Here is a 24,922-nt window from a genome sequence, read left to right on the forward strand (position 1 = left end):
TTAAACCACTATTTGCTATGGAATGCGCCGCTTGAACTCCTTTAACTACCCACGATTACAGCAGCTACTTTATCGTCCTGTTGTGAGTGTATCGGCCTTACCCCGAGTGATACTCAGTTATATTAAGACCATCATCGATAAGTTGACTGTGGCGCAAAAGCTGTACTTCATCGCCTTCCTTTTGATGTTTACCACCGATGGAGTGACGATGGTGGGGATCATTGCCATGATTGCAATGATGATTGAGTTTTGGCCATTGTTTACTAAAACTTGGCATAGTTTAGCCGGTAAAGCTTTTTTGTTGTTGTTTTATGCCATTATCGCTAACTTCTCATTAGTGTGGGCTGCATCCGTTGTTAATGAAGTATCAGGCGTTGATGCTGATCATTTAACCTATACCCACAATCTCGTTATTCTGCTCTATATGCCAGTATGGTTTGTACTGGTGAGCGGAGTGGCGTTAATGCTGCTGCAAGCGGTAATTCCAATTTACTTTGTGTTGATGCCACTACTTAGCTTGCTTGGTGTTAAATCAATACGTTTTACTAATAGTGAGCATTATCGAAAACGCACTATATTACTGCGAATGATATTGGCGTATGTGGTGTTAGCTAACCTGTATTTATTAAGTGATATTGAAAACACCTTTGAAAGTAGTGATCCCAGAGCCAAAATGATCAAATTGTTAGAAGAGGAAACAGGTGAAAAACCTGAAGATATTGATGCTGGTTTGCAAAAGCTGTCAGCCGTTGGTGCGAAAATTGTTGAAGCTAAGGCTGAGGGAGAGGTTAAGGGAGAGGCAGAAACAGAAACAACTTTAGTCGCTGAGAATAATGACATAGAAAGCCTTAGCTCTACAGAGCCAGTGCATGCACCTGTTTCTGTTCCTGGTTCTGTGACTTCGACTTCTAACAAAGATACTCCTCCAGATATCGCCGCGAGCACTCAAAAGGTGATTGAGGATGCAGTTCAGCAATCAATTAAACAAGTGCAGCAAAATGAAGTGAAACGTTTGAGTGTTGGGGCAGATGAAGTCGCTGAACGACGGTACGATATTATCCGCGAGAGTTATCGCTTGATGGTGAGAATGACGATTGCTAATTTTATTTACTATTTTGAGGGTAACCAGTTTTCTCGCTGTGAATCTCAAGCGGATAGTAAAGTGGTTGAGTTAAATGACTACGAGATATTAGAAATCATTCCATCCGATGAAGAGGATAGTCGATACGGTTATGACTTTTTGGTAAAAGCTTGTGTTTCACCCGCATTTCCGGTTAAGAGCGAATGATGAATAAGCCAATGCGTTTAGTCTTAAACTGTATTGTATTTAGCTATGCTTTTGGGCTAATAAGTGCCCCGTCTTTTGCCAATGCTGACGGTGCTCTTGATCAAAAATTGAGTGATGTGACCAAAGGTAATATTGCCACTGCAATTGTATTGTCGGATGCCAGTTTAGTGTCTTTGGGAGTGGTTAATTTTGACCCAAGCAATATCGTTGACTTGGACAACATTGATACAGGGTCTAAAGAATCAATTCAGCGCCGTAAAGAGTTGAGCGTTTACTCGATCCCATGGGAAAGTCAATGGCTTGAATTAACCCCTGATTGGCAAATGGCCAGCTTTGTTAAGTTCTCTTACATCAATTCGAAACAATCTTTACTGCTTTCTGATCAAGCAAACATGACCGAAAAGCTAGACGAAAAGAGTTATTTATTATCAGCAGAACAGCGTTGGAAATATAGCTTATCTGAAAACTGGGGGATGCAACTTGGATTGGGTGGTCACTACATTTGGTATCGTAATGACTTTGATTATAGCCCTGATATAGAGTTCTATCGCGAGTTATTTGATGGGCAGGTATTTAATACCTCTTATGATGCGTGGATGATTGACCCTTCAGTACAAGTGCATTATCAAGGTCATCTTTGGAATAATAAATGGCAGTTTATTAGCCGTTATAATTATGCCCTCGGTAATATCGTTCATGCAGACGGGTCTGCTCAATCGGGATCGCCTGAGGTTAGCCGGTTTAGCAATACGTTTATTTATCATTATCCACTGCCAGAGCTTATGAGTTATCGCAATGAAATGCGCTTTTTGTTTAAGCGAATTGACTTAACCGGTGATGCAGTGGATACCATGGGAACCAATCATTATTACGAAACAGGACTAGGCTGGATTGTTGAAACTCCTGCGTTATCTTCATGGTTAACCAATGTAGGAATTGGAGTTACGGTGAATATTGATAGTGCGTTAAGTGGCGGTAGCTTGGTGCTATTGTTTAATGAAGATATTTAATAACGAGTTTAATGAAGATATTTAATCGAGCCTGAATGATGGCCAATAAAAAACGACCTTGCAGGTCGTTTTTTTGTTGCTAAATAGGGGATGATTAATCAATTTTTAGGGCAGAAAAATCGCTGATTTGAGTAAACTTAGCGGTCTTTTGATTATCAAAACGTACCATTTGCACAGTGTGTAGCCCGGCAGCATCGGCGGCTTTTAGCTCTTCAACCACATCAGAAACAAACAAGACTTGTTTCGGGCTCAAACTAACAGTATTGAGGATATTGCAGTAAGCTTGTTTGTCTAATTTGTTCCCCGTACGGGTATCAAAATGGCCATTAAACTTAGGTGTTAAGTCCCCTGCATCGCTGTGGCTAAATAACATTTTTTGCGCTTCAGCTGAACCTGAAGAGAAGCTGTAAATACGGATATTAGCTGCTTCAATACGTGGAATAGCATCGATGAAATCTGGGTAAATATGACCGGTAAACTCACCGCTTGCGTAACCTTGCTTCCAAATAAGACCTTGAAGGGTTTTGAGTGGCGTTGCTTTACGGTCTTCATCAATCCACTGGGATAGGATTTCTGTTACGCGTTCAACAGAGGCGTCTTGCTCTAGTGCAAGGTCGCGAACGTCGCTGATACAGTATTCAACCAGTGGGTTATGTTGATTTTTATCAAGAAAATCACCCATGGCTTTTTTTGAATACGGGAATAGTACATCTTGAATAAAATCTAGATCAGTCGTGGTGCCAGCTGTATCTACGATAATCGCTCTAATACCCATAATGTCTACGTACTCCAATCCTTAAATGTGCTTGACCAAGATCCTAAGCTTTATTAGGTCTGATGGCTAGTCAAATTGAACAACAAAGGTAAGGATTACTCAAATCAATGATATTCCACTGTTATTAGCTGCCAATGCTGTTAAGTTTAGGTATTATGCATAAACAAAGCAGTGATAATTAAACCAAGCACTTAAAGGTGACAGGCTATGATTTCTAAATGGGCAAAACGTTTCTTTCAGATGGCTGAACTTGTTGGTTCATGGAGTAAAGACCCGTCAACACAAGTGGGCGCGGTGATCACTAAACATAATCGTATCGTGTCTGTCGGGTTTAATGGCTATCCCCATGGGATTTCTGATAGCGCAGAAACTGACGATCGTGAAATGAAGTTATTGAAAACCTTGCATGCAGAAGAGAATGCCATCTTATTCGCTAAGCGCGATTTAGGCGATTGTGATATCTGGGTTACCCATTTTCCTTGTCCTAACTGCGCCGCTAAAATCATTCAAACCGGTATTACGGGTGTGTATTGCCCAGAGCAAAGTGAGGACTTTTTATCTCGCTGGGGCGATAAGATTAAAGTCAGCCAAGATATGTTTTTGCAAGCAGGAGTAAAAGTGAACTGGCTGCCGGTTCATGAGCTTGAATAGCATTGAGAGTTGCCTTTTTTCTTTTCATATCTCTGTGTGATTAAGCCGACGTTAAGTCGGTTTTTTTATATCTGCGTTTTATTTCAACATTCTATTCCGCACTAAATTAGTCAACTAATACTCCTAAAGGGATATTCATTAAGCCAATGCTTATTCTTTCTGCTTTTTATTCCTCATCATATATTTCACTTTTGTTTCAATTGTTTAAGGTTTAAATGTTGCAAAGTTAGCTCAAGCATTAGCCATTGTTAAATTTATATTCTGTGATTCATGCCCTTTAATTTGTCTTCTAAATGCTTATTTACAAATGTATATATATAAATAAGCGTATATGCAGTTGATGATATGTAGTGTGTTCAAGGGGATTGAGATGAGCAATAAAATAGATACAGGTAGAAGAGCGTTGTTAAAAACCTCTGCAGCAGGTGCTGCACTATCTGGAATAGGTTGTAGTAGTTCGAGTTCAATTGAACCTGTAATGAAGGGAATTGAGCAAGAGCTACCAAGTAAAGATACAGTTACTGGTACTGGTCAGTGGGTAGGTACAACGTGTCAAGGATGTACTTCTTGGTGTGCCAAGCAAGTTTATGTGATGGACGGGCGTGCGATTAAATTAAGAGGTAACGTTAATTCTAAAGTGCACGGTGAAGCAAGTTGCCCAAGGCAGCACCTTAGTCTTCAGCAAGTCTATGATCCAGATAGAGTGAAAACACCGCTTATGCGAACAAACCCTAAGAAAGGCAAAGAGCATGATCCTATGTTCAAACCGATTTCTTGGGATGAAGCTTTAGATTTACTGGCTGATAAAATTCTAGCGCTTCGAGCTGCCGACGAATCTCATAAATATGCTTTATTGCGTGGTCGCTATTCCCATATCAATGAGCTGATGTATAAACATCTGACTCAAATGATTGGTTCTCCAAATAATATTTCCCACAGTTCAATATGTGCAGAAGCCCATAAAATGGGGCCATACTACCAAGATGGTAACTGGGGTTATAACCAGTACGATGTTGAAAATGCCAAATTTATTCTTTCATTTGGTGCCGACCCCATTGCGAGTAATCGCCAAGTTTCCTATTACTCAAAAACTTGGGGCGCAGCGCTAGATAGCGCAAAAGTGGTCGTAGTAGACCCTCGTTTATCGGTATCAGCCAGTAAGGCTCACAAATGGATCCCAATCGAGCCGTCACAAGACAGTGTATTAGCGTTAGCCATTGCTCATGTGGCATTAACTGAAGGTCTGTGGCATAAGCCATTTGTGGGGGACTTTGCTAATAAGCAAAACCAGTTCATTGCCGGTCAAGAAGTCGATGCTTTCGCATTTAATGAGGTACATACTCATGGCGTGGTTGATTGGTGGAACATTAGCTTAAAAGATTACACTCCTGAATGGGCAGAGTCTGTCACTAATATTCCTGCTGATACCATTATCAATATTGCGCGCGATATGGGCAAAGCAGCACCTGCAGTACAAGTGTGGACATCACGTGGGGCTGTGATGCATACCCGTGGTACTTACACTTCACTTGCTTGTCATGCATTAAATGGCTTATTCGGTGGCATTGATAATAAAGGGGGAGTATTCCCTGCTAATAAAATCAAACTAAATAAGAAGTTCCCTGACTCTAAGCCGTACCTTGATAACGTGGCTAAGAAAGGGGTTAAGCACCCTAAAATTGATCAACGTGGCACCTTAGCTTTCCCTGCGCTTAAAAAAGGTAAACCAGGCGGTGGTGTTGTCACCAGCAATACGCCTAATGGCATGCTAAGTGCTGATCCGTATGACATTAAAGTCATGTTGGCATACTTCAACAACTTTAATTTCTCATCACCTGAAGGCCAGCGTTGGAATGAAGCGTTAAGTCAGCTTGATTTCATGGCACACGTGACCACCAATATTTCAGAGTTTAGTTGGTTTGCCGACATCATTTTACCTGCTAACCACCACATGTTTGAAAAGTGGGGCGTATTAGATTCAATTGGTAATGGCGTGCATCAAGTGTCAGTGCAACAGCCTTCAATTGATCGCATATGGAACACTAAAGAAGATGAGTCAGAAATCCCATATTTATTAGCTAAAAAGTTAGCTGATAAAGGTTTTGATATGCCTTGGCGCTATATCAATGAACAGTTACTTGATCCTGAAACTAAGCAGCCAGCTAAGAGCGAAAAAGACTTTGGTGAGCTACTAGTGAAATACGTGACTTCGCCATTATGGACTGACGGTGCTGCCAAATATGGCGATAACATGACGTCTTGGAAAGAGTTCACCGATAAAGGCGTGTGGAACAGCCATCCTTATGAACTGAAAAGCCGCTGGGGGAAATTTAAAACTGAGACCCATAAGTTTGAGTTTTATAGTAAAACCCTTGAGAAAGCTCTTAATAAACATGCGAAGAACCATCATGTCAGTGTTGATGAGGTCATGGAGGCATGTGATTACCAAGCCCGAGATAAAGTTGCTTTCGTACCGCATTACGAAGACCCATACCGCTTCGGTGATGAAAAACTGTATCCATTATTGCTGGTGGATCAAAAGGCGCGATTAAGTAAAGAAGGTCGCTCAGCCAATACACCATGGTTCTATGAATTTAAAGATCTTGATCCTGGAGATATTGCCAATGAAGACACGGCGAAAATCAACCCTATCGACGGTGAAAAACTGGGGATTAAAACCGGTGACAAGATTGTTATATCGAGCCCTGTAGGTGAGTTAACTTGCACAGTTGCGTTATGGGAAGGGGTAAGACCTGGCACCGTAGCAAAATGTTTTGGCCAAGGACACTGGGCTTATGGTCGCCATGCGAGCAAGACATTTGGTAAAGAGGCGAGAGGTGGTTCAAACAACGACATTATCGCTGATAGATATGACAGATTAAGTGGCGCATCAGCGTACTATGGCCATGTTCGTATTAACGTAAAAAAAGCCTGAGGTAAGAGATTATGAGACTCGGAATGGTAATTGACCTACAAAAATGTGTAGGTTGCGGTGGCTGTGATTTAGCCTGTAAAACCGAAAATAACACTGCTGATGGCGTTAAATGGTCGGATCATATAACTAAAACGGAAGGACGTTTTCCTGATGTGAAATACAGTTACATTCCAACCATGTGTAACCATTGTACCAATGCTGCTTGTGTTAACGTGTGCCCTACAGGTGCAATGTATAAAGACGAACGTGGATTAACGCTGCAAGATAATGATAAATGTATCGGTTGTAGAAAATGTGAGCGAGCTTGCCCTTATGGGGTCATTAGCTATAACAGACAAGAGCCTCATCGTGAGTGGCAAGATGATAAAGCTCTAGTGGCTGGCGCTACTGGATCTCCTCATGCTTTATTGAAAAAAGTAGACATTAAAACTTTTCCATATATGAACCCTGAGCGTGGTGATACCTATCCTGAAGTTCGCCCAAGAAGAACCACTGAAAAATGTACCTTGTGTGATCATCGCTTAGATAAAGGGCTAAGTCCTGCATGTGTGACGGCTTGCCCTTCTGATGCGAGAGTATTTGGTGACTTTGACGATCCAAATAGTGAAGCGTCACGTTTGATTAAAATGAACAAGACTCAACAGCTCAATCTAGATGCAGGTACGAAGCCGAATGTTTATTACATTCGCAGTTTTAACGTGAAAACTTTGTATTAAACAGCATTACAAAATTAAGTTTTAGTGAGTCGTGTTGAAGATTAGAAATGAGATGCAGGTGTTAAAGCTGCATCTCTTTTTTCTGCCTGAAATAGAATCGAAGGAATGGTTACTTAGTCGAACTGCCGCACAAGATTTTTGGGCGGTCCTGATTTTCGCCAACCAAATTAAGCTTGGATAACGCTTCTTCAATTAATGTTTTATTACCCGAATAAGTATCAGTCAACACTTGTTTTGCCCATGCTGGTAACTGCTCATTAATCGAGTAATAAATCCACTGCCCTTGTCGTCGATTGACAACAATGCCTGCCGATTTTAATAAGGCTAGGTTACGAGATATCTTAGGTTGGATGACATCTAGAGCTTCAGTAAATTCACAGACACACAGCTCTTTCTCAACAACCAACAGCATCACAATAGATAAGCGAATAGGGTCTGTTAAGGATTTGAAAAGGCTAACTGGTTCGAACTGAGAAGTCATGATTCATACTGATTGAAAATTTGGCCTACCATATGTTTTTTACCTTGTTGAGTCAATTCTAATGCTGCTGAAAGTGAACCTCGATAAGTAAAGTTTAGTGATGAATTTTCGTCAGGGCAAATCAAGATAAAGTGGTAGTTTTGTATTCATGCAGAATAAAGCCGACATAATGTCGGCTTTTTACTTTTTGGCGAAATGATTAAGTTACTGATGAACCACTACGCCATTTTTGACGACATCTTTACACGGATTCAAGCCGTATGAGTAGGCCAGTTGTGCAGGAGTGGTGATATCCCATAAGCAAAAATCTGCCTGCATTCCTTGAGCTAATACGCCGACACTGTGCTCTATCCCTAATGCTTTGGCTGCATTGGCAGTAATGCCTTTTAACGCTTCTTCTGGGGTTAATCTAAATAGGGTACATGCCATATTTAACATCAGCAGCGTTGAACAAATAGGGGATGAGCCTGGGTTAAAATCACTGGCAACCACAATCGGCACTTGATGTTGGCGTAATAAATCAATTGGCGGCATTTTGGTTTCACGCAGGAAGTAATAAGCACCCGGTAATAAGGTGGCACAGGTGCCACTGGCGGCAAGGGCTTTAACGCCGTCTTCATCTAAGTATTCAATATGGTCAACGGATTTTGCGCCAAGTTTGGCTGCCATTGCCGAGCCACCCATATTGGATAATTGCTCTGCATGGAGCTTGATCTCAAGACCTGCTTCTTTCGCGGCAGTTAATACTCGCTCAGTTTGGTCTAAGTTGAATGCTATATTTTCACAAAATACATCAGCGGCATCAGCTAAACCTTGATCAATCACAGTTGGCAGCATGTCATTAATAACCACATCCACATAGGCATCAACATCGTCTTTGTATTCAGGTGGAATAGCGTGGGCACCTAAGAAAGTGGTTTTTACATCAACGTGGTGATGTTTACCTAACTCTCGGGCAACTTTCAATAACTTCACTTCTGTGTCGGTATCGAGGCCATAACCAGACTTTATTTCAACAGTGGTGACACCTTCTTTGGCTAAGGCATTTAAGCGTTGGCGACCTAACTCAAATAATTCCGCTTCATCAGCTTCACGACAGGCTTTTACGGTAGAAATAATACCGCCGCCAGCGCGAGCGATGTCTTCATAGCTTGCGCCCTGTAAGCGCATTTCGAACTCATTGGCTCGGCTACCAGCAAAGATTAAATGGGTATGAGCATCAATAAGTCCTGGAGTTAACCAACCGCCTTTGCCACGGTAGACTGGAATATCAAATACATCGAATTCAGGTAAATCTTTTCGCTGTCCAATCCAAGCAATTTTGCCATCTTTTACTGCTAAAGCTGCGTCGGTAATTGCGCCGTAAGCGGCTGAATTAGTTGGATCCATTGTAGCGATATTGACGTCAATCCAAACATGATCCCACGACATAGCAACTCCATTATCTGTAAAATTTTATTCTAATAGTGACAAAACAATACTTGTTTTTACTTGTATATACAAGGTAAGGTTAAAGCCGAGTTTTTAGTCAGTCAGTGGCTTTAATCGCCAATATCCTCATGATATCGGTGTTGTTTACAGCAATAAAGAGCGGTTTAAAACCATTATCACTGATGACATTAGATTGACAACCACCAATGGATAAGACGATGGCACTAGCAAAATTTGAACAAATTAAGCAGTACATTCTAGCTCGTATTGAAGCGGGCGAGTGGCGAGAAAATGATCGTGTGCCATCTGAAAATCAGTTAACCGAGTTAATGGATTGCAGCCGAATGACAGCTCGCCGCGCGTTAACTGAGTTAGTTGAATCTGGTGTGTTAGAGCGAAGCCAAGGCTTAGGTACATTTGTTGCGGGGCTTAAGTCGCAATCTTCTTTGTTGGCGATTCGAAACATTGCTGACGAAATTAAAGACCGCGGTCATGGCTATAGCGTTAAACAATTAGAACTAACCCAAGTTGCAGCAGAAGGCGCGGTGGCAGTTTCATTGGGGTTAGCAGAGGGTAGTCCGGTGTTTTACTCGGTATTAGTTCATTGCGAGCAAGACCAACCTTTGCAAGTGGAAGAGCGTTATGTGAATCCGCACATGATCCCCGATTATTTAAAACAAGATTTCAATCTGCTGACGCCTCATGAGTATTTATCTAAGGTTGCGCCGTTAACTGAGGCGCGCCACACCGTAGAAGCGGTGATTGCCAATGAGCAAACCCAACAACGATTAGCGATTGAAGCAACTGAGCCTTGCCTACAAATTTTACGTCGCACCTGGTCCCGTAAAGGTGTGGTGAGTTTTGCCCGTTTAATCCATCCCGGCAGTAAGTTCAGCTTGGGTGGCCATTTAACGTTTAATCAATAAAAACAGCAACAACAATAAATACAGTCAAACCATAGCCCCATTAACGACTTCATTAAATGGTGTTGTGGTTGAAGATTAATAAAAGGAAAAAGCATGAATAATAGACATGATCCTAGCCGCAATATTATTGCGCCACACGGCACTACACTCGCCTGTAAAAGCTGGTTAACAGAAGCTGCCATGCGCATGTTAATGAACAACCTGCACCCAGATGTGGCCGAGCGCCCTGAAGACTTAGTGGTTTATGGTGGGATTGGCCGTGCCGCCCGCGACTGGCAGTGTTATGACAAAATTATTGAAGTGCTGCAACGCCTTGAAGATGACGAAACTTTATTAGTGCAATCAGGTAAACCTGTGGGCGTATTTACCACCCATAGCAACGCGCCACGAGTGATTATTGCAAACTCAAACTTAGTACCACATTGGGCTAATTGGGAGCACTTTAACGAACTCGATAAGAAAGGTTTGGCAATGTACGGCCAAATGACCGCGGGCTCTTGGATTTATATTGGCACTCAAGGGATTGTTCAAGGCACTTACGAGACCTTTGTAGCAATGGCAAAACAACACTTTGGCGGCAGTGCTGCTGGTAAGTGGATTTTAACCGGTGGTCTTGGCGGCATGGGCGGTGCACAACCTTTGGCTGGCACTATGGCAGGATACTCAGTACTGGCATGTGAAGTCGATGAAACCCGTATTGATTTTCGCTTACGCACCCGTTATGTGGATAAAAAAGCCACGTCATTAGATGAAGCATTAGCAATCATTGATGAGGCTAATGCTTCTGGTAACCCTGTTTCTGTCGGTTTACTGGGTAATGCAGCTGATATCTTTACTGAATTGGTTGAACGTGGTGTAACGCCAGACGTTGTGACAGACCAAACCTCTGCTCACGATCCATTAAACGGTTATTTACCTCAAGGTTGGACGTTAGAGCAAGCTGCTGAAATGCGCAAAACTGATGAAGCAGCAGTAGTAAGCGCTGCTAAAAAATCGATGGCAGTTCAAGTTAATGCCATGCTAGCACTGCAAGCGGCAGGGGCGGCAACAACCGATTATGGTAACAATATCCGTCAAATGGCATTTGAAGAAGGTGTTGAAAATGCCTTTGATTTCCCAGGTTTTGTTCCCGCTTATGTTCGCCCACTGTTTTGTGAAGGTATTGGACCGTTTCGCTGGGTAGCTTTATCTGGCGACCCTGAAGATATTTATAAAACCGATGCCAAGGTGAAAGAGCTCATTCCTGATAACCCGCATCTACACAATTGGTTAGACATGGCCCGTGAGCGTATTGAGTTTCAAGGCTTACCAGCCCGTATTTGTTGGGTGGGCTTAAAAGACCGCGCACGATTGGCATTAGCGTTTAATGAAATGGTTAAAAATGGCGAGTTATCAGCACCGATTGTGATTGGTCGAGATCATTTAGATTCTGGCTCTGTTGCCAGTCCTAACCGTGAAACTGAATCAATGCTTGATGGTTCTGATGCCGTATCAGATTGGCCATTAATGAATGCCTTATTAAATACTGCCAGTGGCGCAACATGGGTGTCATTACACCATGGCGGTGGCGTCGGTATGGGCTTCAGTCAACACTCTGGTGTGGTTATTGTGGCTGATGGTAGCGATGATGCAGCGCAAAGATTGGGCCGCGTGTTATGGAATGACCCTGCAACAGGTGTGATGCGTCACGCTGATGCAGGATACGATATCGCCATTGACTGTGCCAAAGAGCAAGGTCTAGATTTACCAATGCAAGGAGCAAAGTAATGACTGCGACACAACATAGATTACTACTAAACCCAGGTACTTTATCATTAGCTCAGTTACGTAAAATTGGTCGTGGGTCGGTTCATATTACCTTAGAGGAAGAAGCCAAAGCGGATATCAACACCAGTGCAGGACTTGTCCAACAAGTGCTGGATGAAGGTCGTACTGTGTATGGCATTAATACTGGTTTTGGCTTGTTGGCGAACACTAAAATTGCCCCTGAAGATTTACAGTTACTGCAACGTTCAATTGTATTGTCACATGCTGCGGGCACTGGTCAATACATGCAAGATGCAACTGTACGTTTAATGATGGTGTTAAAAATTAATTCATTAAGTCGTGGCTTTTCGGGCATTCGATTAGAGGTGATTAATTTCCTTATTCAGCTAGTTAACGCGGGTGTTTACCCATGTATTCCTGAAAAGGGTTCAGTAGGAGCATCAGGTGATTTAGCGCCACTTTCACATATGTGTTTACCACTTTTAGGCGAAGGTGAGATGAGCTACCAAGGGCAAATCATCACAGCGACTGAAGGGCTGGAGATTGCTGGGCTTGAGCCAATTGAGCTTGCTGCTAAAGAAGGTTTAGCATTGTTAAATGGCACGCAAGCATCAACAGCATTAGCCCTTGAAGGCTTATTCCATGCTGAAGATTTATTTGCGGCTAGTTCGGTAATTGGCGCTATGAGTGTTGAAGCTGCAATGGGCAGTCGTAGCCCGTTTGATGCACGTATTCACGCGGCTCGTGGTCAAAAAGGTCAGATTGATTCTGCGGCTATTTTCCGTAATTTGCTGGGTGATGAGTCTGAAATCAGTGCTAGTCACGTAGATTGTGAAAAGGTACAAGATCCTTATTCACTGCGTTGTCAGCCACAAGTGTTAGGTGCATGTTTAACCCAAATTCGCCATGCTGCTGAAGTACTCGCTGTTGAATCAAACGGCGTAACTGATAACCCATTAGTATTCCAAGACACTGGCGATATTATCTCAGGTGGTAATTTCCATGCTGAACCTGTGGCCATGGCTGCTGATAACTTAGCGATTGCTATTGCTGAACTTGGCTCAATTGCAGAGCGTCGTATTGCGCTGTTAATTGATTCTAGCCTGTCTAAGCTGCCTCCATTCTTAGTTGAAAATGGCGGCGTTAACTCAGGGTTTATGATTGCTCAAGTGACTGCTGCGGCATTGGCGTCTGAAAACAAAACTTATGCTCACCCAGCTTCGGTAGATAGTTTACCGACTTCGGCAAACCAAGAAGATCATGTCTCTATGGCCACATTTGCGGCGCGTCGCTTACGTGATATGTCTGAAAATACACGAGGTGTATTGGCGGTTGAATTACTTGCTGCTGCGCAAGGGCTTGATTTCCGCAAGCCTTTAGCCCCAAGTGATGCCGTGGCAAGCGCCAAAGCTGAGCTACGTGAAGTGGTCGATTATTATGACAAAGACCGTTTCTTTGCCCCAGATATCGATAATGCTACTGATTTGTTGTACAGCGCGAGTTTTAATCGCTACTTGCCAGCAGGCCTATTAGCTAGTTTCTAATGAATGACAGTTAATAAAAAAGGACCTTCAGGTCCTTTTTTATTGCCTTTAAACAGGGTTCTTCAATAAAGTTACATAGTGAAACCAATTGAAATTATCGCTGCTTCTGCGCTGGTATCGTAACCCGCGCCAATCACAAACCCTTCCATAAAGGTGTAACGGATGCCGACCTCAGCGCCCCATTCTTTTTGGCGGTCGCGTTCCCAAACAGGCTCTGCGCCTACGATTAGTGGTACGATATTATCTGTGGTATTTTCTTCATAAATGAATACAGTAGCACCGCCATAAACACTTAAATCTTGAGTTAAACTGTAGCTTAAACCAAAGCGCCACATGTATTCTTTGGCATAACCTTCACCGGCAGGATCGGGCACTTCAATGTCATATTCACTACCCCAAGCGTAACCAATGTAATACCCCCAATCAGCATAATCTGGATCAAAGTGTCTCGCTGCAATAGTGACACCAAACATATCGCCACGGGTATCAATGTAATCGACTAATAATGCAACTGAAGGGGTGAAGTTTTGCTCTTCATCAGTTGTGTTTGCTTGAGCGTGTTGACTAAAAGCTACTAAGCTAAAAGTAAGCGCGATGGTAAGCCAGAATTGTTTCATTGAGTACCTCTACCTGTTTGGATGGCGTTATTGTTAGGGTTTGAGAAACAGAGGTCAATATTTGCTCGTAGATTTACCATAGATCTCATGGAATGTTCTATTGTTGTTGTGAGTTTGTTTTATGTCAGTGGGTGGCTTAATGAGGTTTTGTCATATATTTGATTATCATCGTTTAAAACAAGAAATATGGTATGTTAGCCAATGATTTGTAGGTCATTAAAGGAATAAAGTAGTGGATAACGAGTTACGCACAGATATTGCCCAATGGTTATTGGAAGCGGGTGTAAATAGTCAGCCCTCTGACAGTTTGGCGACGTCGATTTTACTGTTTGCTAGTTTTTTGATTGCAACTATTGCTTACTACATCACTAAAAAAGTGTTTGTAAAAGCAGTGAATACAGTCATCCAAAAATCTGCGGTAACTTGGGATGATATTTTCATGCGCTATGGCGTATTGGAAAAGTTGGCTTTGTTAGTTCCGGCATTCATTCTCGACTTGTTTGTGCCTATTGTATTAACCCATCAGGAATTATTAGGCATCATACTTGACCGCAGTTTAAGTGTACTGGTGGTGATTTTTATCATTCGCGCATTGTATTCAGGTCTCGATGCCATGAACGAAATTGCTGACGTCAAATTAATCAGCCGTCGTTTACCTGTTAAAAGCTTTGTACAGCTGACCAAATTATTCTTATTTTTCATTGGTGCCATTATTTCGGTATCAGTACTTGCAGATCAGTCGCCAATTTATTTTTTAAGTGGTTTAGGTGTTGCGACCGGTTTAGTGATGTTAGTGTTTAGAGACACCATCTTAGGATTCGTTGCTGGTATTCAGCTTGCTGCAAACCGCATGGTGAGCAAAGGTGACTGGATTCAAATGGATAAATACGGCGCAGATGGCGCGGTAGATGAAGTTTCTCTTAACACGGTTAAAGTTCGTAATTGGGATAACACTATTACGATGATCCCAGCTTATGCTCTAGTATCAGACGCTTTTAAAAACTGGCGTGGTATGTCTGAAAAGGGCGGTCGCCGTATTAAGCGTTCGATTAACCTTGATGTGAATAGCATTCATTTTTTATCAGCGGAAGAAGTGGCGCGATTATCTAAAGTGAATTATTTAAAAGATTACTTCCCTAAAATAATCTCCGAAATCACTCATTCAAATGAACAAGTCAGTGACTTTGATATGCCTGTTAATGGTCGCCGCTTGACGAATGTGGGTACCTTTAGAGCTTATTTAGATGCATATTTACGTCACAACAATAAGCTTCATAAAGACATGACCTTAATGGTACGTCAGCTTGCGCCAACCACTGAAGGTTTACCTATTGAGCTGTACGTATTTACCAATGATACCCGTTGGGCATTTTACGAAGGGATCCAAGCGGATATTTTCGACCATGTGTTTGCCATTTTGCCTGAGTTTGGTTTAAAGGCATTTCAAAATCCGACAGGTAATGACATCCGTAGTATTAAACCTGAAGCAGAGGTTCATTAAGCGAGCTTTTTTGCTTTTCTTTTAATAATACTCAAACTATTGGATTGGCTGTGTACTTTAAAAGCCATCGATTAAAAACAAGCTATTAAAGTCAAACTAAGCCAAAGCCTAGTTTGGCTTAGTTTCTGATGATTCCATTCTGGGCTCATACACGGGGATCACTTTAGGGTGACGTCCCGTTATCCCTCTAAAGAAGTCCATTATTTGATTCATATCTGTGGTCATATCCCCGCTCGTATCCATTGGAGTATTGAGCACAATAGATTTGCGTGAAAAATCTAATCCAACGGTAATGATAGGAACCTTGGCCTTAACTGCAATATGATAAAACCCTGTTTTCCATCGGGTAACAGCACTGCGAGTCCCTTCGGGGGCTAACGCCAATTTATATTGGTTATCAGCTTCAAAAAGCTGCACTGCGGCATCGACCATATTGTTATTCTTACTGCGATTAACAGGGCTACCGCCTAACCATCTGAAAAACCATCCCCATGGCGGAATAAACAATTGATGCTTACCCAGAAAGTGAATTTTTATCCCTAATGCTGAGCGAGCAATAATACCAATGATAAAGTCCCAGTTGCTGGTATGAGGGCCAACAACCATGATGAATTGACCTTCACGAGGGGCACTACCTTCAAAGCGCCAGCCATTAATATTAAGTAGCCATAAACTAATTTTACGAAACATGGACTATTTTCCAGTTTATTTGTATCTGATACGCTAGAATCTAGCGATAAGATAATGAAATATTTTACGATTATCATATTGAGGACTGTAAGTGTTCAAGGTGATATCGTTTTAGCAACAGTGTCGTTTTTATCTGAAAAATATCAGGTAGAAAGACAAGTTGAGCCATTAATGAGTATCAACGTCAGTGCTGTGATAGTTAACTAACCTATCGTATTCATTGCCGTAATACAAAAGTGCCAATTGATTATTTGTTTGTAGAAATGACGATTAGGCAATGAGCAAGGAGAGTGTGTGAAGCACCTTACAATAATCAGTATTAATGTCATTTGTATGCTGTTTTCAATGGTAACCATTACGCAAGCTATTGCAGCAGATAAAGTTGTAGAGGAACAGGTTGCAAAGGAACAAGCAGCGAGCGAAACGGCTAGCCAAACACAAACCGAGCAAGCATTGAAAACTGTGCCGCTAAAGCCCTCGACCACAGAAAAAGTCGAAGTGGGTTCAATTGAGCCTGTTGATAGTGTTGATACTAAAGAAACACTAGCCAGTGAACCAGAAGCCGCTACAGTGAACGATGTTGTTAATAGCACCACAGATGAGGTCGTAAAACAGCCTGAAACATATACTCCAATCACACCTGTAGCCGCGGTTGATATTAATCCTGAAGATGCAGCGCCTATTTCACTAGATGAAGTGAATTCTGATAGTGCTATCCCAACCGATCGTATTCGTTCAGTGATTTCGAACCAAGAGAAGGCTTGGAATAGTGGCAATATTGATGCCTACATGGAAGGTTACTGGAAAAGTGACAAACTACGTTTTGTATCAAACGGCAAATATAATTATGGTTGGGATTCTATTCTTGCCAGTTATAAGCGCAGTTACCCAACAGCACAACGTATGGGTAAACTCAGCTTCAATGTACGCGAAATCAAAATGTTGAGTAACTACGCAGCGTTAGTCGTTGGACGTTGGACACTAGAGCGGGCCAAGGACAAACCTAGCGGTGTATTTACCTTATTGATAGAGCGTATTGATGATAAATGGGTTATCACTCACGACCATTCATCAGATTAGTCATTATCAAGGTAAACTTTAGATCCTAGGGCAATTATTCAAGTTTAATATTGAATTTCTGTTGCCCTAAATTTCTCGCTTTGCCATCAAAACGCACTTCAGTAAATTGGATATTTCCTAGGGCATCTTGTATCACAATGCTGGTGGATCGTGTGCCGTACTCTGGATGCTTAATAAAAATTGCTGACAGTAACCTTTCCCATTCTAGATCAATACCAGTACTCGGTAAGCTGGCATCGTCCGCTTCGGATTCATCACGCATCAAGTTCAGCATTTGTTCTATATCTGGCTCATTATGGCTCAATACATGCTGCTCTAACGCTTGTTGCCCTTTAGCCATCTTTGGCCATACATCATCTAAAGCGCCATTACTTACAGCATGAAAGCCTTTATTCAAAGGTAGATTTTCAGCTGTGGAGCTATTAAAACACCACAGTTTTTTGTCTTGCTGATAAACCAAATTGAATGGACTGTAATTGGCACTGTGTTGCTTTAGCCATTGCTCATTAAAATCGGTATCACTCGATAAGGCTTTAAGCACTAATTCTCCACGACTGCGCATGCCTTCGCTTTCAGTGTTGTGACGGATATTGGTAAGTGCAGCGAACTGTCCGAGCTTGTTTACGCCTAACCAAGTGCCACCTGCTTGTAAGTCTTTACCAGCAATGATTTGCGATGTATTAATTGTTTGTGGCCAACAATGAGCTGGCTCAGTAGGGCGGTGATGGAATTCATCACGATTAGCGCAAACGATTAACGGCCATTTAGGATGCATGTCGACAGCGATAAATAAAATGCACATAAACTCTACCAAAAGAAGGTGATAAAACATCATAACCTAATTTTTAAAGGCTAAGCATTAGCAAAAGAAGATTACTCATTTAAGGAGAATTGGGAGATGACTAGGAGAAGGTTCCTTTGATGAGTTGTTAGCCAAGACAAACGCTCAATGCCGAAGGTTAGCTAGGGCAATGAGCGATTTAACCATTCAATTAATGGTGATGTTTATGGTTATGTTTTTGACCAGAGTCAGAACCATGGTTGTGAGCATGTTCGTGGTCATGGTTGTGGCCTTTAAACTTGATCATCAAACGGCTGAGAAACTCTCTTGGGCCTAAGCGTAGTAGGCTTGCGCTGAAAATTAACCCAACTATCACTACGCCGGCAATATTGATGCTATTCGGTAAAATTAATAGCTGATGCCAATCGCCTAACAACTGTTCTGCAAATAATAACGCGATGGCTAATACTGCTGTTAATGCCGCGCGCATGGTCCAATTCATTAATTTAAGCTGGCTGATACTAAGTACTGGTGCAGCAATCAATGCGAAAGCGACAGCAACGTTACTCCAGCCACTATAAGCTAAAGAGAGTGCCAATACTGCAGCGCCGAGATTACAGAAACGCATTGGTAAAAATACTGCCAGTAATATCATCACTTGTAATGCTGGGTGCTCAAGATGTACTGATGGATGACCAATCAGATTCGCCAAAATCAGGCTTAATGCAATCCAAGGTGCACTTCGGTCAACGAGATGTGCAAAGCCAAAACGCCAACATGAAGTCGGCAAGTTCTCATGAGGGTCGGTCAGTTCGACTTTCCCTAAACTTAATAATAATCCTACAAGTAGCAAACCAATCGCTTGATACAGAGCAAACCAAGGGCCAAGCAATAGCAATGTAATAAATAGGGCTTCGGGACCAGCAAGGCGTTGTAACCAACGGCTGGATAAACTGTTATTTTGAGGCGATAATCCAGCTTTAAAGCGAGCGGTCGCAATTAAATAACTGATAATGACAACAGGTGAAACGGTCAGTAACCAATTAATAAATTGGCCTGAGCCATGACTATGATGGACATGATCATGACCACCAGTATCAACAAGTACTAACACGGCAAGTAAAGCGACACCCAATAAGCTGCCAATGCCTGCTTGATATTGATAGCGCCCTTGCTGATCTTCATCATGATTTCCGTGAGGTTGATGCAATACAACATGCAAGATTGAACCAGTCACAAAGGCTTGTAAATAAACGGTATTGTCGATGCTAATATGTTGAAGAAGCTGCTCGCCTGTAAAATATCCCACACCGGTTAAAATCATCATTGCGGCAAGGACGGCACTCGCCCATCGGGTACCTACTTGTGGTTTCAGCAGCCACCAAATCGCTACTCCTACTGGTAAACGATGCATGACTACGCCGAGAGCTAGCAAAATGGAATTGCCCTCTTGCTGGGCTAATACCATAGCACCACCATCCGTAATGGTATGAAGGAGTAAGCCACCGATACCTAAGGTTAGGGTGACATTATGGGTAATATCTGAGTAACGGTGAAATAGTCTTTCGCTAGCGGTTGGCCCCCAAAGTCCAAGGACAACAAAAAATAGGGTGAGGATCCCGCCATGTTCAAGCAGTTCTGGCAAAATATGGATAAGCACTAGCCCGCCTAAAGAGACGAAGATAAATCCATCTAGGCCTTTATGTAGTCCACTTCCAGAAGAAAAGTAGCGATAACAAAGCGGCCCAAATAAAAGTGCGATACAACTAGCGACAAGATAGAGCATGGAATCCAAAAGAATCTAAGAAACGGAAAAAACAATCAAGTATATCCTAGTATTTAGCTTAACTTAATACTTGGGTTGCTTGATTATCCATCATCATGAGAATTTACACGGTAAAGCCTAATAGAAATCGTTAAAAAATAAACTAATTTTACTGCTCATACCTCCTAAATAGCTGTATTAAGTATACAATAGCGTTTCTTTGTTAATTATTAATAGAATAAATGTAATGGACATATTTTCAGCCGCAGTGATGTTATTTTTGATCATGGATCCGTTAGGGAACTTGCCAATATTTGCATCAATCTTGAGGCATATAGAACCTAAAAAGCGTCGCCGAGTACTAATCCGCGAGTTATTAATTGCGCTTGCCATTATGCTGCTATTTTTATTCGCTGGTGAAGCGATTCTTAATTTTCTAAATTTACGTCAAGAGTCGGTCAGTATTGCTGGCGGTATCATATTGTTTTTAATTGCAATTAAAATGATATTTCCACAGCCTGGTGGTGTAGTAGGCCTTGCCGCTGGTGAAGAACCCTTTATCGTACCTATGGCTATTCCGCTTATGGCTGGCCCTTCAGTGTTAGCGGCGTTAATTTTACTTGCTCATAGTGATAGCTCACGAATGACGGACTGGACGATTGCTTTATTTGCTGCATGGGGCGTAAGTGCGGTTATATTGCTGTTTTATAAAGTCTTCACGCGACTATTGGGTGAAAAAGGCCTTACCGCGGTAGAGCGACTAATGGGAATGGTGCTAGTAATGATATCGGTGCAAATGTTCCTTGATGGGGTATCGAGTTACTTGAAAAGTACTGCATGAGATTAGCGATGATCCTTACAGGGATAATTTTCGTATATTAAGGCCGCCATAGCGGTCTTTTTTGTACCTGATGTTTAACGCTAAGTTTTTGTTATTTAGAGGTATTAACCTATTTATTGGGCTGGTGTATATTTATGCGAACATTGGTTGTGTAAATGTGGTTAAAAAATCTCGCACCCCAATTGTAACTGCTGAGTGATAACTGTTAATGTTCGGTTAACCTATAATGTTGTAAGTTGAATTATGAAACGGATTTTAGCAGTACTTTTAAGCGGTTCTTTGCTGGCGTGCAGCCACCAAACTGCAGTTCAAAACACTCATGCAGAGGTTAAACCACCGAAAATACAGTGTGGTGCCACTCCGCCGCTACTTGATACTCAAGGGATAAGAGATAATTTACTCGAGCGAGGGGATATCACCCTCGATATGACTGAAGCAGAGCAACAAGCTGTAGTTAATGAATATATAGCGAAACGCAATAATGCCTACAAAAAATGTAAACAAGGGAAGTAGTTATGGCTAATAAATTTAAGCAACCTCGAACATCTTTGATTACACCGGTAGCATTATCTTTGGCGGCATTATTCAGCGTATTTTCCATAGCAGCTCCGATAAAACATACATCTCCTGCCGATGCTGGCGTGATAAACCCACAACAAATTATTTATTGGCTAACCAAACGCGGTGAATTAAGCGTCGATGCATCTGATGGCGAAAAACAAATAGCACTGCAGAATTTTACCCGTAAAGCCCGTGCTAACAACCATGCTGTGCCAGCAGAGCAAACAAAACGAGTTAATCAAATTGCGCGCACTAAACAGCAACAGAATGCTAGCGCTGTGGTTGCCTTCGCCGATAGCGACATCAAAAAAGCGGTTAATGTGCTTGCTGTATTGGTTGATTTTCCTGACTTGCCTTACAACGACAATAGGCTGACTTCTGCCGATACAGGGATGTATTACAGCAATTATTCTGTGGAGCACTACGAAGACATTTTATTTTCGAAAACGGGTTTTACTGGGCCTAATGGTGAGAATCTAGAAACTGCATTTCAGTATTTTGATCAAGCATCGGGCGAAACATTTACCTTTGATGGTGAAGTGAAAGGTTGGGTGACTGCAGATAACAACGCTGCATTTTATGGCGGCAATGACGCCAACAATAACGATGATGATAAAGCGGCGCCTGAGTTAGTTATGGAAGCGGTGACAAAGGCTGTGGCAGGAATGACCACCGCTGAGTTAGCCCAATACGATATTGAAGATCCTTACGATATCAACAATAACGGCAATCTTGATGAGCCTGATGGCATCATTGACCATATTGTTATTTTTCATTCAAGTGTCGGTGAAGAGGCTGGTGGTGGTGTGCTAGGTACAGATGCTATTTGGTCACACAGATACTATGTTGGTGTGAGCACGTTTGGTAGTACGCTGCCAGGCACATCAATGAAAATTTATGGCTATACCGTTCAGCCAATTGATTCAGCAACTGGGGTGATTACCCATGAGTTCGGTCATGATCTTGGATTACCTGATGAATATGACACCTCAGGCACAGCAGGCTCTGGCTCTCCTGTCGGTAGCTGGTCATTAATGTCTGGCGGCTCTTGGGTTGGCCAAGAAACGGCAGGCAATTATATTGCTGGTACTAGGCCTTCCGGCTTCAGCCCTTATGCACGTTCTTATCTGCAACAGCGTTATAAAGGTAAATGGGTTAACGAACAAACCATCAATTGGGCTGATATTGGTGAAACAGGCTTTTCGGCCGATTTAGTTTCGGCGGTCAATGCTGATGCAGTGAATCAACTGTCAATCGCACTGCCAACTGCCTCAGTAGATTTTAAGCAACCGCTGACAGGTGAGTATCAATACCACTCAGGTAAAGGTCATTTAATGACAAACACCATGAATTTTAATCTTGATGTACCAGAAGGGACGCCATTATTACTGTCATTCCAAGCCCATTGGGATATTGAGGTGGATTATGACTATACCCAAGTATTAATTAACGGTGTTGCTATTGAAGGTAATCACACGGCCGCTTCTAATCCTCTTTACAGTAACGTTTCCCATTATATTTCAGGCTTGTCGAGTGATATTAGTTCAGCTAGTGGTGCTGATTCATGGGTCGAGCTGACCTACGACTTAGCTGCTTATGCGGGTCAAAATGTACAAGTTGAAATTAATTACATCACTGATGAAGCCGTTGGTGGATACGGGATAGCCATTGATGATATCGCGTTGACCCATCAAGGAAGTGTGGTTTATCAAGACGGCGCAGAATCTGCTGATGCAGTTACCCTAGATGGTTTTGCACGAATAGATGACAGCTTACCAGGCTTGCCGCAACGTTATATTGTCCAACTTAGAAACTATCAAGGAATTGATGAAGGCTTAGCTAATATCGGCTATGAGTCAGGTGTTCTCTTATGGCTTGAGAATGAGAATTATGAGGACAATAACGTTACTGAGCATGCAGGTTACGGATTAATTGGTCTGGTTGATGCGGATCAAAACTTAATCACGAATGGCTCAACTGATGTGCAAATTCGCGATGCGAGCTTTAGCTTATACCCACAGACTACGTATCCGTCAGACGCACACCTAAGCAATATCAGCTTGTTTGATGATAGTCGTGACTATAGTGCACCATTACAACCGCAGTCAGGCATGATATTACGAGAGCTAGGTTTAACCATGAATGTGACGGCGCAATCGACCAACAGTGATACCGCGACGGTTGAATTTAAACGTAGTGTTGTTATCACTGACCCAGGCGAAACGTCACTGGAAGCAAGCTTTGATGTTGTTGTCAGCGATTATACAGCTGTGTTCACCGCTAACGTTGAAGGTGGTGAGGGTGATTACATTTATGCATGGGCGTTTGGTGAGGCTGGTGTAACAAGCACGTTAGCAAACCCAACACATACTTATACGAGTTCAGATGGTTTTGTCGTCACACTAACCGTTACAGACTCAGCAGGTGAGACTGCTACTTATAGTCGAATCGTTGAGGTAGTCATTCCTATAGCAGCTGACTTTGACATTGCAATAGTGGGGGATAATGATTTGACGGTTCGTTTGACTAATAATACCTCTGGTGGCTTTGGTGATTTGAACTACTCATGGGATATGGGGGATGGCAATACTGTAACTGGTGAAAATCCAGCTGATTACACCTATGCTGCCGATGGTAGCTATACCATCTTACTGACAGTAACAGATGAAAAAGGCAATCAGCACCTTCATGCAGTAAGCTTAACCTTTCCGATTGTTGTAACCGAAGAAAGCGTCGATAGTGGTGACAGTAGCGGTGGTAGCTTAGGCTGGTTCACCTTATTGATACTGAGTTTATTAACTCGCAACAGACTCAATATTAAAAGAAAGATTTAGTGTTCGAAGTCATCACTAGGTAGAAATAGGCATGGTGAACACCATGCCTTTCTTTTTGCTGAAAGTTATAGGTTTATATAAGCATTGAGACAAAGGCTTATCCCAGATTAATTTTAGCGACAGCGGCAGGTAAGAAAATTTCACTGACGATAATGTCTTGCTCAGCTAAATTGAAATAGCGGCGACGTCCCCATAGTGGTGAATCCACTTCTTGAGATAAACTGGTGGCAAGCTTGGCTAATTTGCTGCAACTTTCAAACTCTGCAACTTCGATTTTGCCTGGAGTAATATTGTCGCTTGAAAACAACAGTTCGCCTAAAGGCCTAGTACCTAATCCTTTAAAGTTATGTTGCTGACTGGCCGATAAGCTTTCAGGTATTAATGTGCGGGCAAATACCCATGGCTCACCATCAAGACATAACAATACTTCTCGAACCCAAACTCGGCTTTGATTAGGGCATTCACCAGCTAATGGAGCAGTAAGGTGCTCACCAAGAACTTTGACTTCAAAATGTTGGCAACAGCTTCTTAATTTTTGAGTTAAACTGCCCGTGGCAAGTAACCATTCTTTTAGGGCTGTTTTTGGCATAGAATGGAACTTCTCAGGTGAAAACCATTGGATTGATTCACCGTAGGGAAAGCTTAGGCTGGTCACTGTCATTCTTTACTCGTTACAATGTACAAAACGAGTGCAGTTTATCACGGTAGCGCATATATCAATAATGGAG

The 24,922-nt window shown here is 42.2% G+C and carries 22 protein-coding genes; 14 read left to right on the forward strand and 8 right to left on the reverse strand.

Annotation, left to right across the window (positions count from 1 at the left end):
• The first annotated feature begins 31 nt into the window (after nucleotides 1-31).
• Both QPX86_RS00440 and QPX86_RS00445 read left to right on the forward strand, forming a co-directional pair.
• A complete protein-coding gene (locus QPX86_RS00440) occupies nucleotides 32-1,288 on the forward strand; it encodes a hypothetical protein (protein WP_285163826.1) in 1,257 nt (418 codons plus the stop codon).
• On the forward strand, nucleotides 1,288-2,298 hold the full coding sequence (locus QPX86_RS00445) for a Solitary outer membrane autotransporter beta-barrel domain (RefSeq protein WP_220753975.1): 1,011 nt from the start codon (nucleotides 1,288-1,290) through the stop codon (nucleotides 2,296-2,298). Before QPX86_RS00440 ends, QPX86_RS00445 begins: the two co-directional genes overlap by 1 nt.
• 94 nt (nucleotides 2,299-2,392) lie before the next feature.
• Here QPX86_RS00445 and mtnC read toward each other — a convergent pair whose 3' ends face one another.
• Nucleotides 2,393-3,073, reverse strand: coding sequence for an acireductone synthase (gene mtnC, locus QPX86_RS00450; protein ID WP_220753976.1), 681 nt, complete (start codon nucleotides 3,071-3,073; stop codon nucleotides 2,393-2,395).
• Between the two features lie 207 nt (nucleotides 3,074-3,280).
• Between mtnC and QPX86_RS00455 the strand changes: the two genes are divergently transcribed.
• From QPX86_RS00455 to arrB, 3 genes are all read left to right on the forward strand, one after another.
• Nucleotides 3,281-3,724: a dCMP deaminase family protein gene (locus tag QPX86_RS00455; RefSeq protein ID WP_220753977.1), complete on the forward strand. Its 444-nt coding sequence runs from the start codon at nucleotides 3,281-3,283 to the stop codon at nucleotides 3,722-3,724.
• A gap of 370 nt (nucleotides 3,725-4,094) precedes the next feature.
• On the forward strand, nucleotides 4,095-6,659 hold the full coding sequence (gene arrA / locus QPX86_RS00460; protein ID WP_285163827.1) for an arsenate respiratory reductase molybdopterin-containing subunit ArrA: 2,565 nt from the start codon (nucleotides 4,095-4,097) through the stop codon (nucleotides 6,657-6,659).
• An 11-nt stretch (nucleotides 6,660-6,670) separates the two neighbouring features.
• Complete coding sequence (arrB, locus tag QPX86_RS00465) at nucleotides 6,671-7,375, forward strand: arsenate respiratory reductase iron-sulfur subunit ArrB (protein ID WP_285163828.1); 705 nt, start codon at nucleotides 6,671-6,673, stop codon at nucleotides 7,373-7,375.
• A 109-nt stretch (nucleotides 7,376-7,484) separates the two neighbouring features.
• Here the strand turns inward: arrB and QPX86_RS00470 are convergent, their stop codons facing one another.
• The gene (locus tag QPX86_RS00470; RefSeq protein ID WP_220753979.1) at nucleotides 7,485-7,856 is read right to left on the reverse strand and encodes a metalloregulator ArsR/SmtB family transcription factor; all 372 of its coding nucleotides are present in this window, start codon (nucleotides 7,854-7,856) and stop codon (nucleotides 7,485-7,487) included.
• A gap of 204 nt (nucleotides 7,857-8,060) precedes the next feature.
• On the reverse strand, nucleotides 8,061-9,287 hold the full coding sequence (gene hutI, locus QPX86_RS00475) for an imidazolonepropionase (protein WP_220753980.1): 1,227 nt from the start codon (nucleotides 9,285-9,287) through the stop codon (nucleotides 8,061-8,063).
• Nucleotides 9,288-9,505: 218 nt separating this feature from the next.
• On the opposite strand from hutI, the gene hutC reads away from it, so the two are divergent.
• The 3 genes from hutC (at nucleotide 9,506) to hutH (ending at nucleotide 13,524) form a co-directional block, all read left to right on the forward strand.
• Nucleotides 9,506-10,213 carry a histidine utilization repressor gene (gene hutC, locus QPX86_RS00480; RefSeq protein WP_220753981.1) on the forward strand — a complete coding sequence of 236 codons (708 nt, stop codon included), beginning with the start codon at nucleotides 9,506-9,508 and terminating at the stop codon, nucleotides 10,211-10,213.
• Nucleotides 10,214-10,306: 93 nt separating this feature from the next.
• Nucleotides 10,307-11,980: a urocanate hydratase gene (gene hutU / locus QPX86_RS00485; RefSeq protein ID WP_285163829.1), complete on the forward strand. Its 1,674-nt coding sequence runs from the start codon at nucleotides 10,307-10,309 to the stop codon at nucleotides 11,978-11,980.
• Nucleotides 11,980-13,524 carry a histidine ammonia-lyase gene (gene hutH, locus QPX86_RS00490; protein WP_285163830.1) on the forward strand — a complete coding sequence of 515 codons (1,545 nt, stop codon included), beginning with the start codon at nucleotides 11,980-11,982 and terminating at the stop codon, nucleotides 13,522-13,524. Before hutU ends, hutH begins: the two co-directional genes overlap by 1 nt.
• A gap of 71 nt (nucleotides 13,525-13,595) precedes the next feature.
• On the opposite strand, the gene QPX86_RS00495 is transcribed toward hutH, so the two are convergent.
• Nucleotides 13,596-14,141, reverse strand: a complete 546-nt coding sequence (locus QPX86_RS00495; RefSeq protein WP_220753984.1) for a TonB-dependent receptor — start codon at nucleotides 14,139-14,141, stop codon at nucleotides 13,596-13,598.
• Between the two features lie 232 nt (nucleotides 14,142-14,373).
• Here QPX86_RS00495 and QPX86_RS00500 point away from each other — a divergent pair, with 232 nt between their 5' ends.
• Nucleotides 14,374-15,642 (forward strand): mechanosensitive ion channel family protein, encoded by a 1,269-nt coding sequence (locus QPX86_RS00500; protein WP_220753985.1) that lies wholly within the window; start codon nucleotides 14,374-14,376, stop codon nucleotides 15,640-15,642.
• 108 nt (nucleotides 15,643-15,750) lie between these two features.
• On the opposite strand, the gene QPX86_RS00505 is transcribed toward QPX86_RS00500, so the two are convergent.
• Nucleotides 15,751-16,332: a lysophospholipid acyltransferase family protein gene (locus QPX86_RS00505; protein WP_220753986.1), complete on the reverse strand. Its 582-nt coding sequence runs from the start codon at nucleotides 16,330-16,332 to the stop codon at nucleotides 15,751-15,753.
• Nucleotides 16,333-16,386: 54 nt separating this feature from the next.
• Here QPX86_RS00505 and QPX86_RS00510 point away from each other — a divergent pair, with 54 nt between their 5' ends.
• Together QPX86_RS00510 and QPX86_RS00515 are read left to right on the forward strand one after the other, a co-directional pair.
• Nucleotides 16,387-16,539, forward strand: a complete 153-nt coding sequence (locus QPX86_RS00510; RefSeq protein WP_285163831.1) for a hypothetical protein — start codon at nucleotides 16,387-16,389, stop codon at nucleotides 16,537-16,539.
• A gap of 450 nt (nucleotides 16,540-16,989) precedes the next feature.
• Nucleotides 16,990-17,412, forward strand: coding sequence for a YybH family protein (locus QPX86_RS00515; RefSeq protein WP_259651322.1), 423 nt, complete (start codon nucleotides 16,990-16,992; stop codon nucleotides 17,410-17,412).
• Between the two features lie 34 nt (nucleotides 17,413-17,446).
• Here the strand turns inward: QPX86_RS00515 and QPX86_RS00520 are convergent, their stop codons facing one another.
• Both QPX86_RS00520 and QPX86_RS00525 read right to left on the reverse strand, forming a co-directional pair.
• Entirely contained in the window at nucleotides 17,447-18,214 is a 768-nt protein-coding gene (locus QPX86_RS00520; RefSeq protein ID WP_220753987.1) for an NRDE family protein, read from the reverse strand.
• A gap of 190 nt (nucleotides 18,215-18,404) precedes the next feature.
• Nucleotides 18,405-19,979: an urease accessory protein UreE gene (locus QPX86_RS00525; RefSeq protein WP_220754056.1), complete on the reverse strand. Its 1,575-nt coding sequence runs from the start codon at nucleotides 19,977-19,979 to the stop codon at nucleotides 18,405-18,407.
• A gap of 226 nt (nucleotides 19,980-20,205) precedes the next feature.
• Between QPX86_RS00525 and QPX86_RS00530 the strand changes: the two genes are divergently transcribed.
• From QPX86_RS00530 to QPX86_RS00540, 3 genes are all read left to right on the forward strand, one after another.
• On the forward strand, nucleotides 20,206-20,799 hold the full coding sequence (locus tag QPX86_RS00530) for a YhgN family NAAT transporter (protein ID WP_220753988.1): 594 nt from the start codon (nucleotides 20,206-20,208) through the stop codon (nucleotides 20,797-20,799).
• Nucleotides 20,800-21,042: 243 nt separating this feature from the next.
• Nucleotides 21,043-21,312: a hypothetical protein gene (locus QPX86_RS00535; RefSeq protein ID WP_220753989.1), complete on the forward strand. Its 270-nt coding sequence runs from the start codon at nucleotides 21,043-21,045 to the stop codon at nucleotides 21,310-21,312.
• Nucleotides 21,313-21,314: 2 nt separating this feature from the next.
• Entirely contained in the window at nucleotides 21,315-24,194 is a 2,880-nt protein-coding gene (locus QPX86_RS00540; RefSeq protein ID WP_285163832.1) for an immune inhibitor A domain-containing protein, read from the forward strand.
• 97 nt (nucleotides 24,195-24,291) lie between these two features.
• Here QPX86_RS00540 and QPX86_RS00545 read toward each other — a convergent pair whose 3' ends face one another.
• Nucleotides 24,292-24,855: a chorismate--pyruvate lyase family protein gene (locus QPX86_RS00545; protein WP_220753991.1), complete on the reverse strand. Its 564-nt coding sequence runs from the start codon at nucleotides 24,853-24,855 to the stop codon at nucleotides 24,292-24,294.
• Nucleotides 24,856-24,922: the final 67 nt, after the last annotated feature.

The sequence above is a fragment of the Shewanella goraebulensis genome (assembly GCF_030252245.1).
In the GTDB taxonomy this organism is placed as follows: domain Bacteria; phylum Pseudomonadota; class Gammaproteobacteria; order Enterobacterales; family Shewanellaceae; genus Shewanella; species Shewanella goraebulensis.

What these genes read in the sequence shown, in the direction of transcription:
- QPX86_RS00495 (WP_220753984.1), bottom strand. Translation starts at nt 14,141, where the DNA reads ATGAAACAATTCTGGCTTACCATCGCGCTTACTTTTAGCTTAGTAGCT.
- QPX86_RS00520 (WP_220753987.1), bottom strand. Translation starts at nt 18,214, where the DNA reads ATGTGCATTTTATTTATCGCTGTCGACATGCATCCTAAATGGCCGTTA.
- QPX86_RS00455 (WP_220753977.1), top strand. Translation starts at nt 3,281, where the DNA reads ATGATTTCTAAATGGGCAAAACGTTTCTTTCAGATGGCTGAACTTGTT.
- QPX86_RS00505 (WP_220753986.1), bottom strand. Translation starts at nt 16,332, where the DNA reads ATGTTTCGTAAAATTAGTTTATGGCTACTTAATATTAATGGCTGGCGC.
- arrA (WP_285163827.1), top strand. Translation starts at nt 4,095, where the DNA reads ATGAGCAATAAAATAGATACAGGTAGAAGAGCGTTGTTAAAAACCTCT.
- hutH (WP_285163830.1), top strand. Translation starts at nt 11,980, where the DNA reads ATGACTGCGACACAACATAGATTACTACTAAACCCAGGTACTTTATCA.
- arrB (WP_285163828.1), top strand. Translation starts at nt 6,671, where the DNA reads ATGAGACTCGGAATGGTAATTGACCTACAAAAATGTGTAGGTTGCGGT.
- QPX86_RS00525 (WP_220754056.1), bottom strand. Translation starts at nt 19,979, where the DNA reads ATGCTCTATCTTGTCGCTAGTTGTATCGCACTTTTATTTGGGCCGCTT.
- QPX86_RS00530 (WP_220753988.1), top strand. Translation starts at nt 20,206, where the DNA reads ATGGACATATTTTCAGCCGCAGTGATGTTATTTTTGATCATGGATCCG.
- QPX86_RS00510 (WP_285163831.1), top strand. Translation starts at nt 16,387, where the DNA reads ATGAAATATTTTACGATTATCATATTGAGGACTGTAAGTGTTCAAGGT.
- QPX86_RS00535 (WP_220753989.1), top strand. Translation starts at nt 21,043, where the DNA reads ATGAAACGGATTTTAGCAGTACTTTTAAGCGGTTCTTTGCTGGCGTGC.
- hutC (WP_220753981.1), top strand. Translation starts at nt 9,506, where the DNA reads ATGGCACTAGCAAAATTTGAACAAATTAAGCAGTACATTCTAGCTCGT.
- mtnC (WP_220753976.1), bottom strand. Translation starts at nt 3,073, where the DNA reads ATGGGTATTAGAGCGATTATCGTAGATACAGCTGGCACCACGACTGAT.
- QPX86_RS00545 (WP_220753991.1), bottom strand. Translation starts at nt 24,855, where the DNA reads ATGACAGTGACCAGCCTAAGCTTTCCCTACGGTGAATCAATCCAATGG.
- QPX86_RS00445 (WP_220753975.1), top strand. Translation starts at nt 1,288, where the DNA reads ATGAATAAGCCAATGCGTTTAGTCTTAAACTGTATTGTATTTAGCTAT.
- hutU (WP_285163829.1), top strand. Translation starts at nt 10,307, where the DNA reads ATGAATAATAGACATGATCCTAGCCGCAATATTATTGCGCCACACGGC.
- QPX86_RS00470 (WP_220753979.1), bottom strand. Translation starts at nt 7,856, where the DNA reads ATGACTTCTCAGTTCGAACCAGTTAGCCTTTTCAAATCCTTAACAGAC.
- hutI (WP_220753980.1), bottom strand. Translation starts at nt 9,287, where the DNA reads ATGTCGTGGGATCATGTTTGGATTGACGTCAATATCGCTACAATGGAT.
- QPX86_RS00540 (WP_285163832.1), top strand. Translation starts at nt 21,315, where the DNA reads ATGGCTAATAAATTTAAGCAACCTCGAACATCTTTGATTACACCGGTA.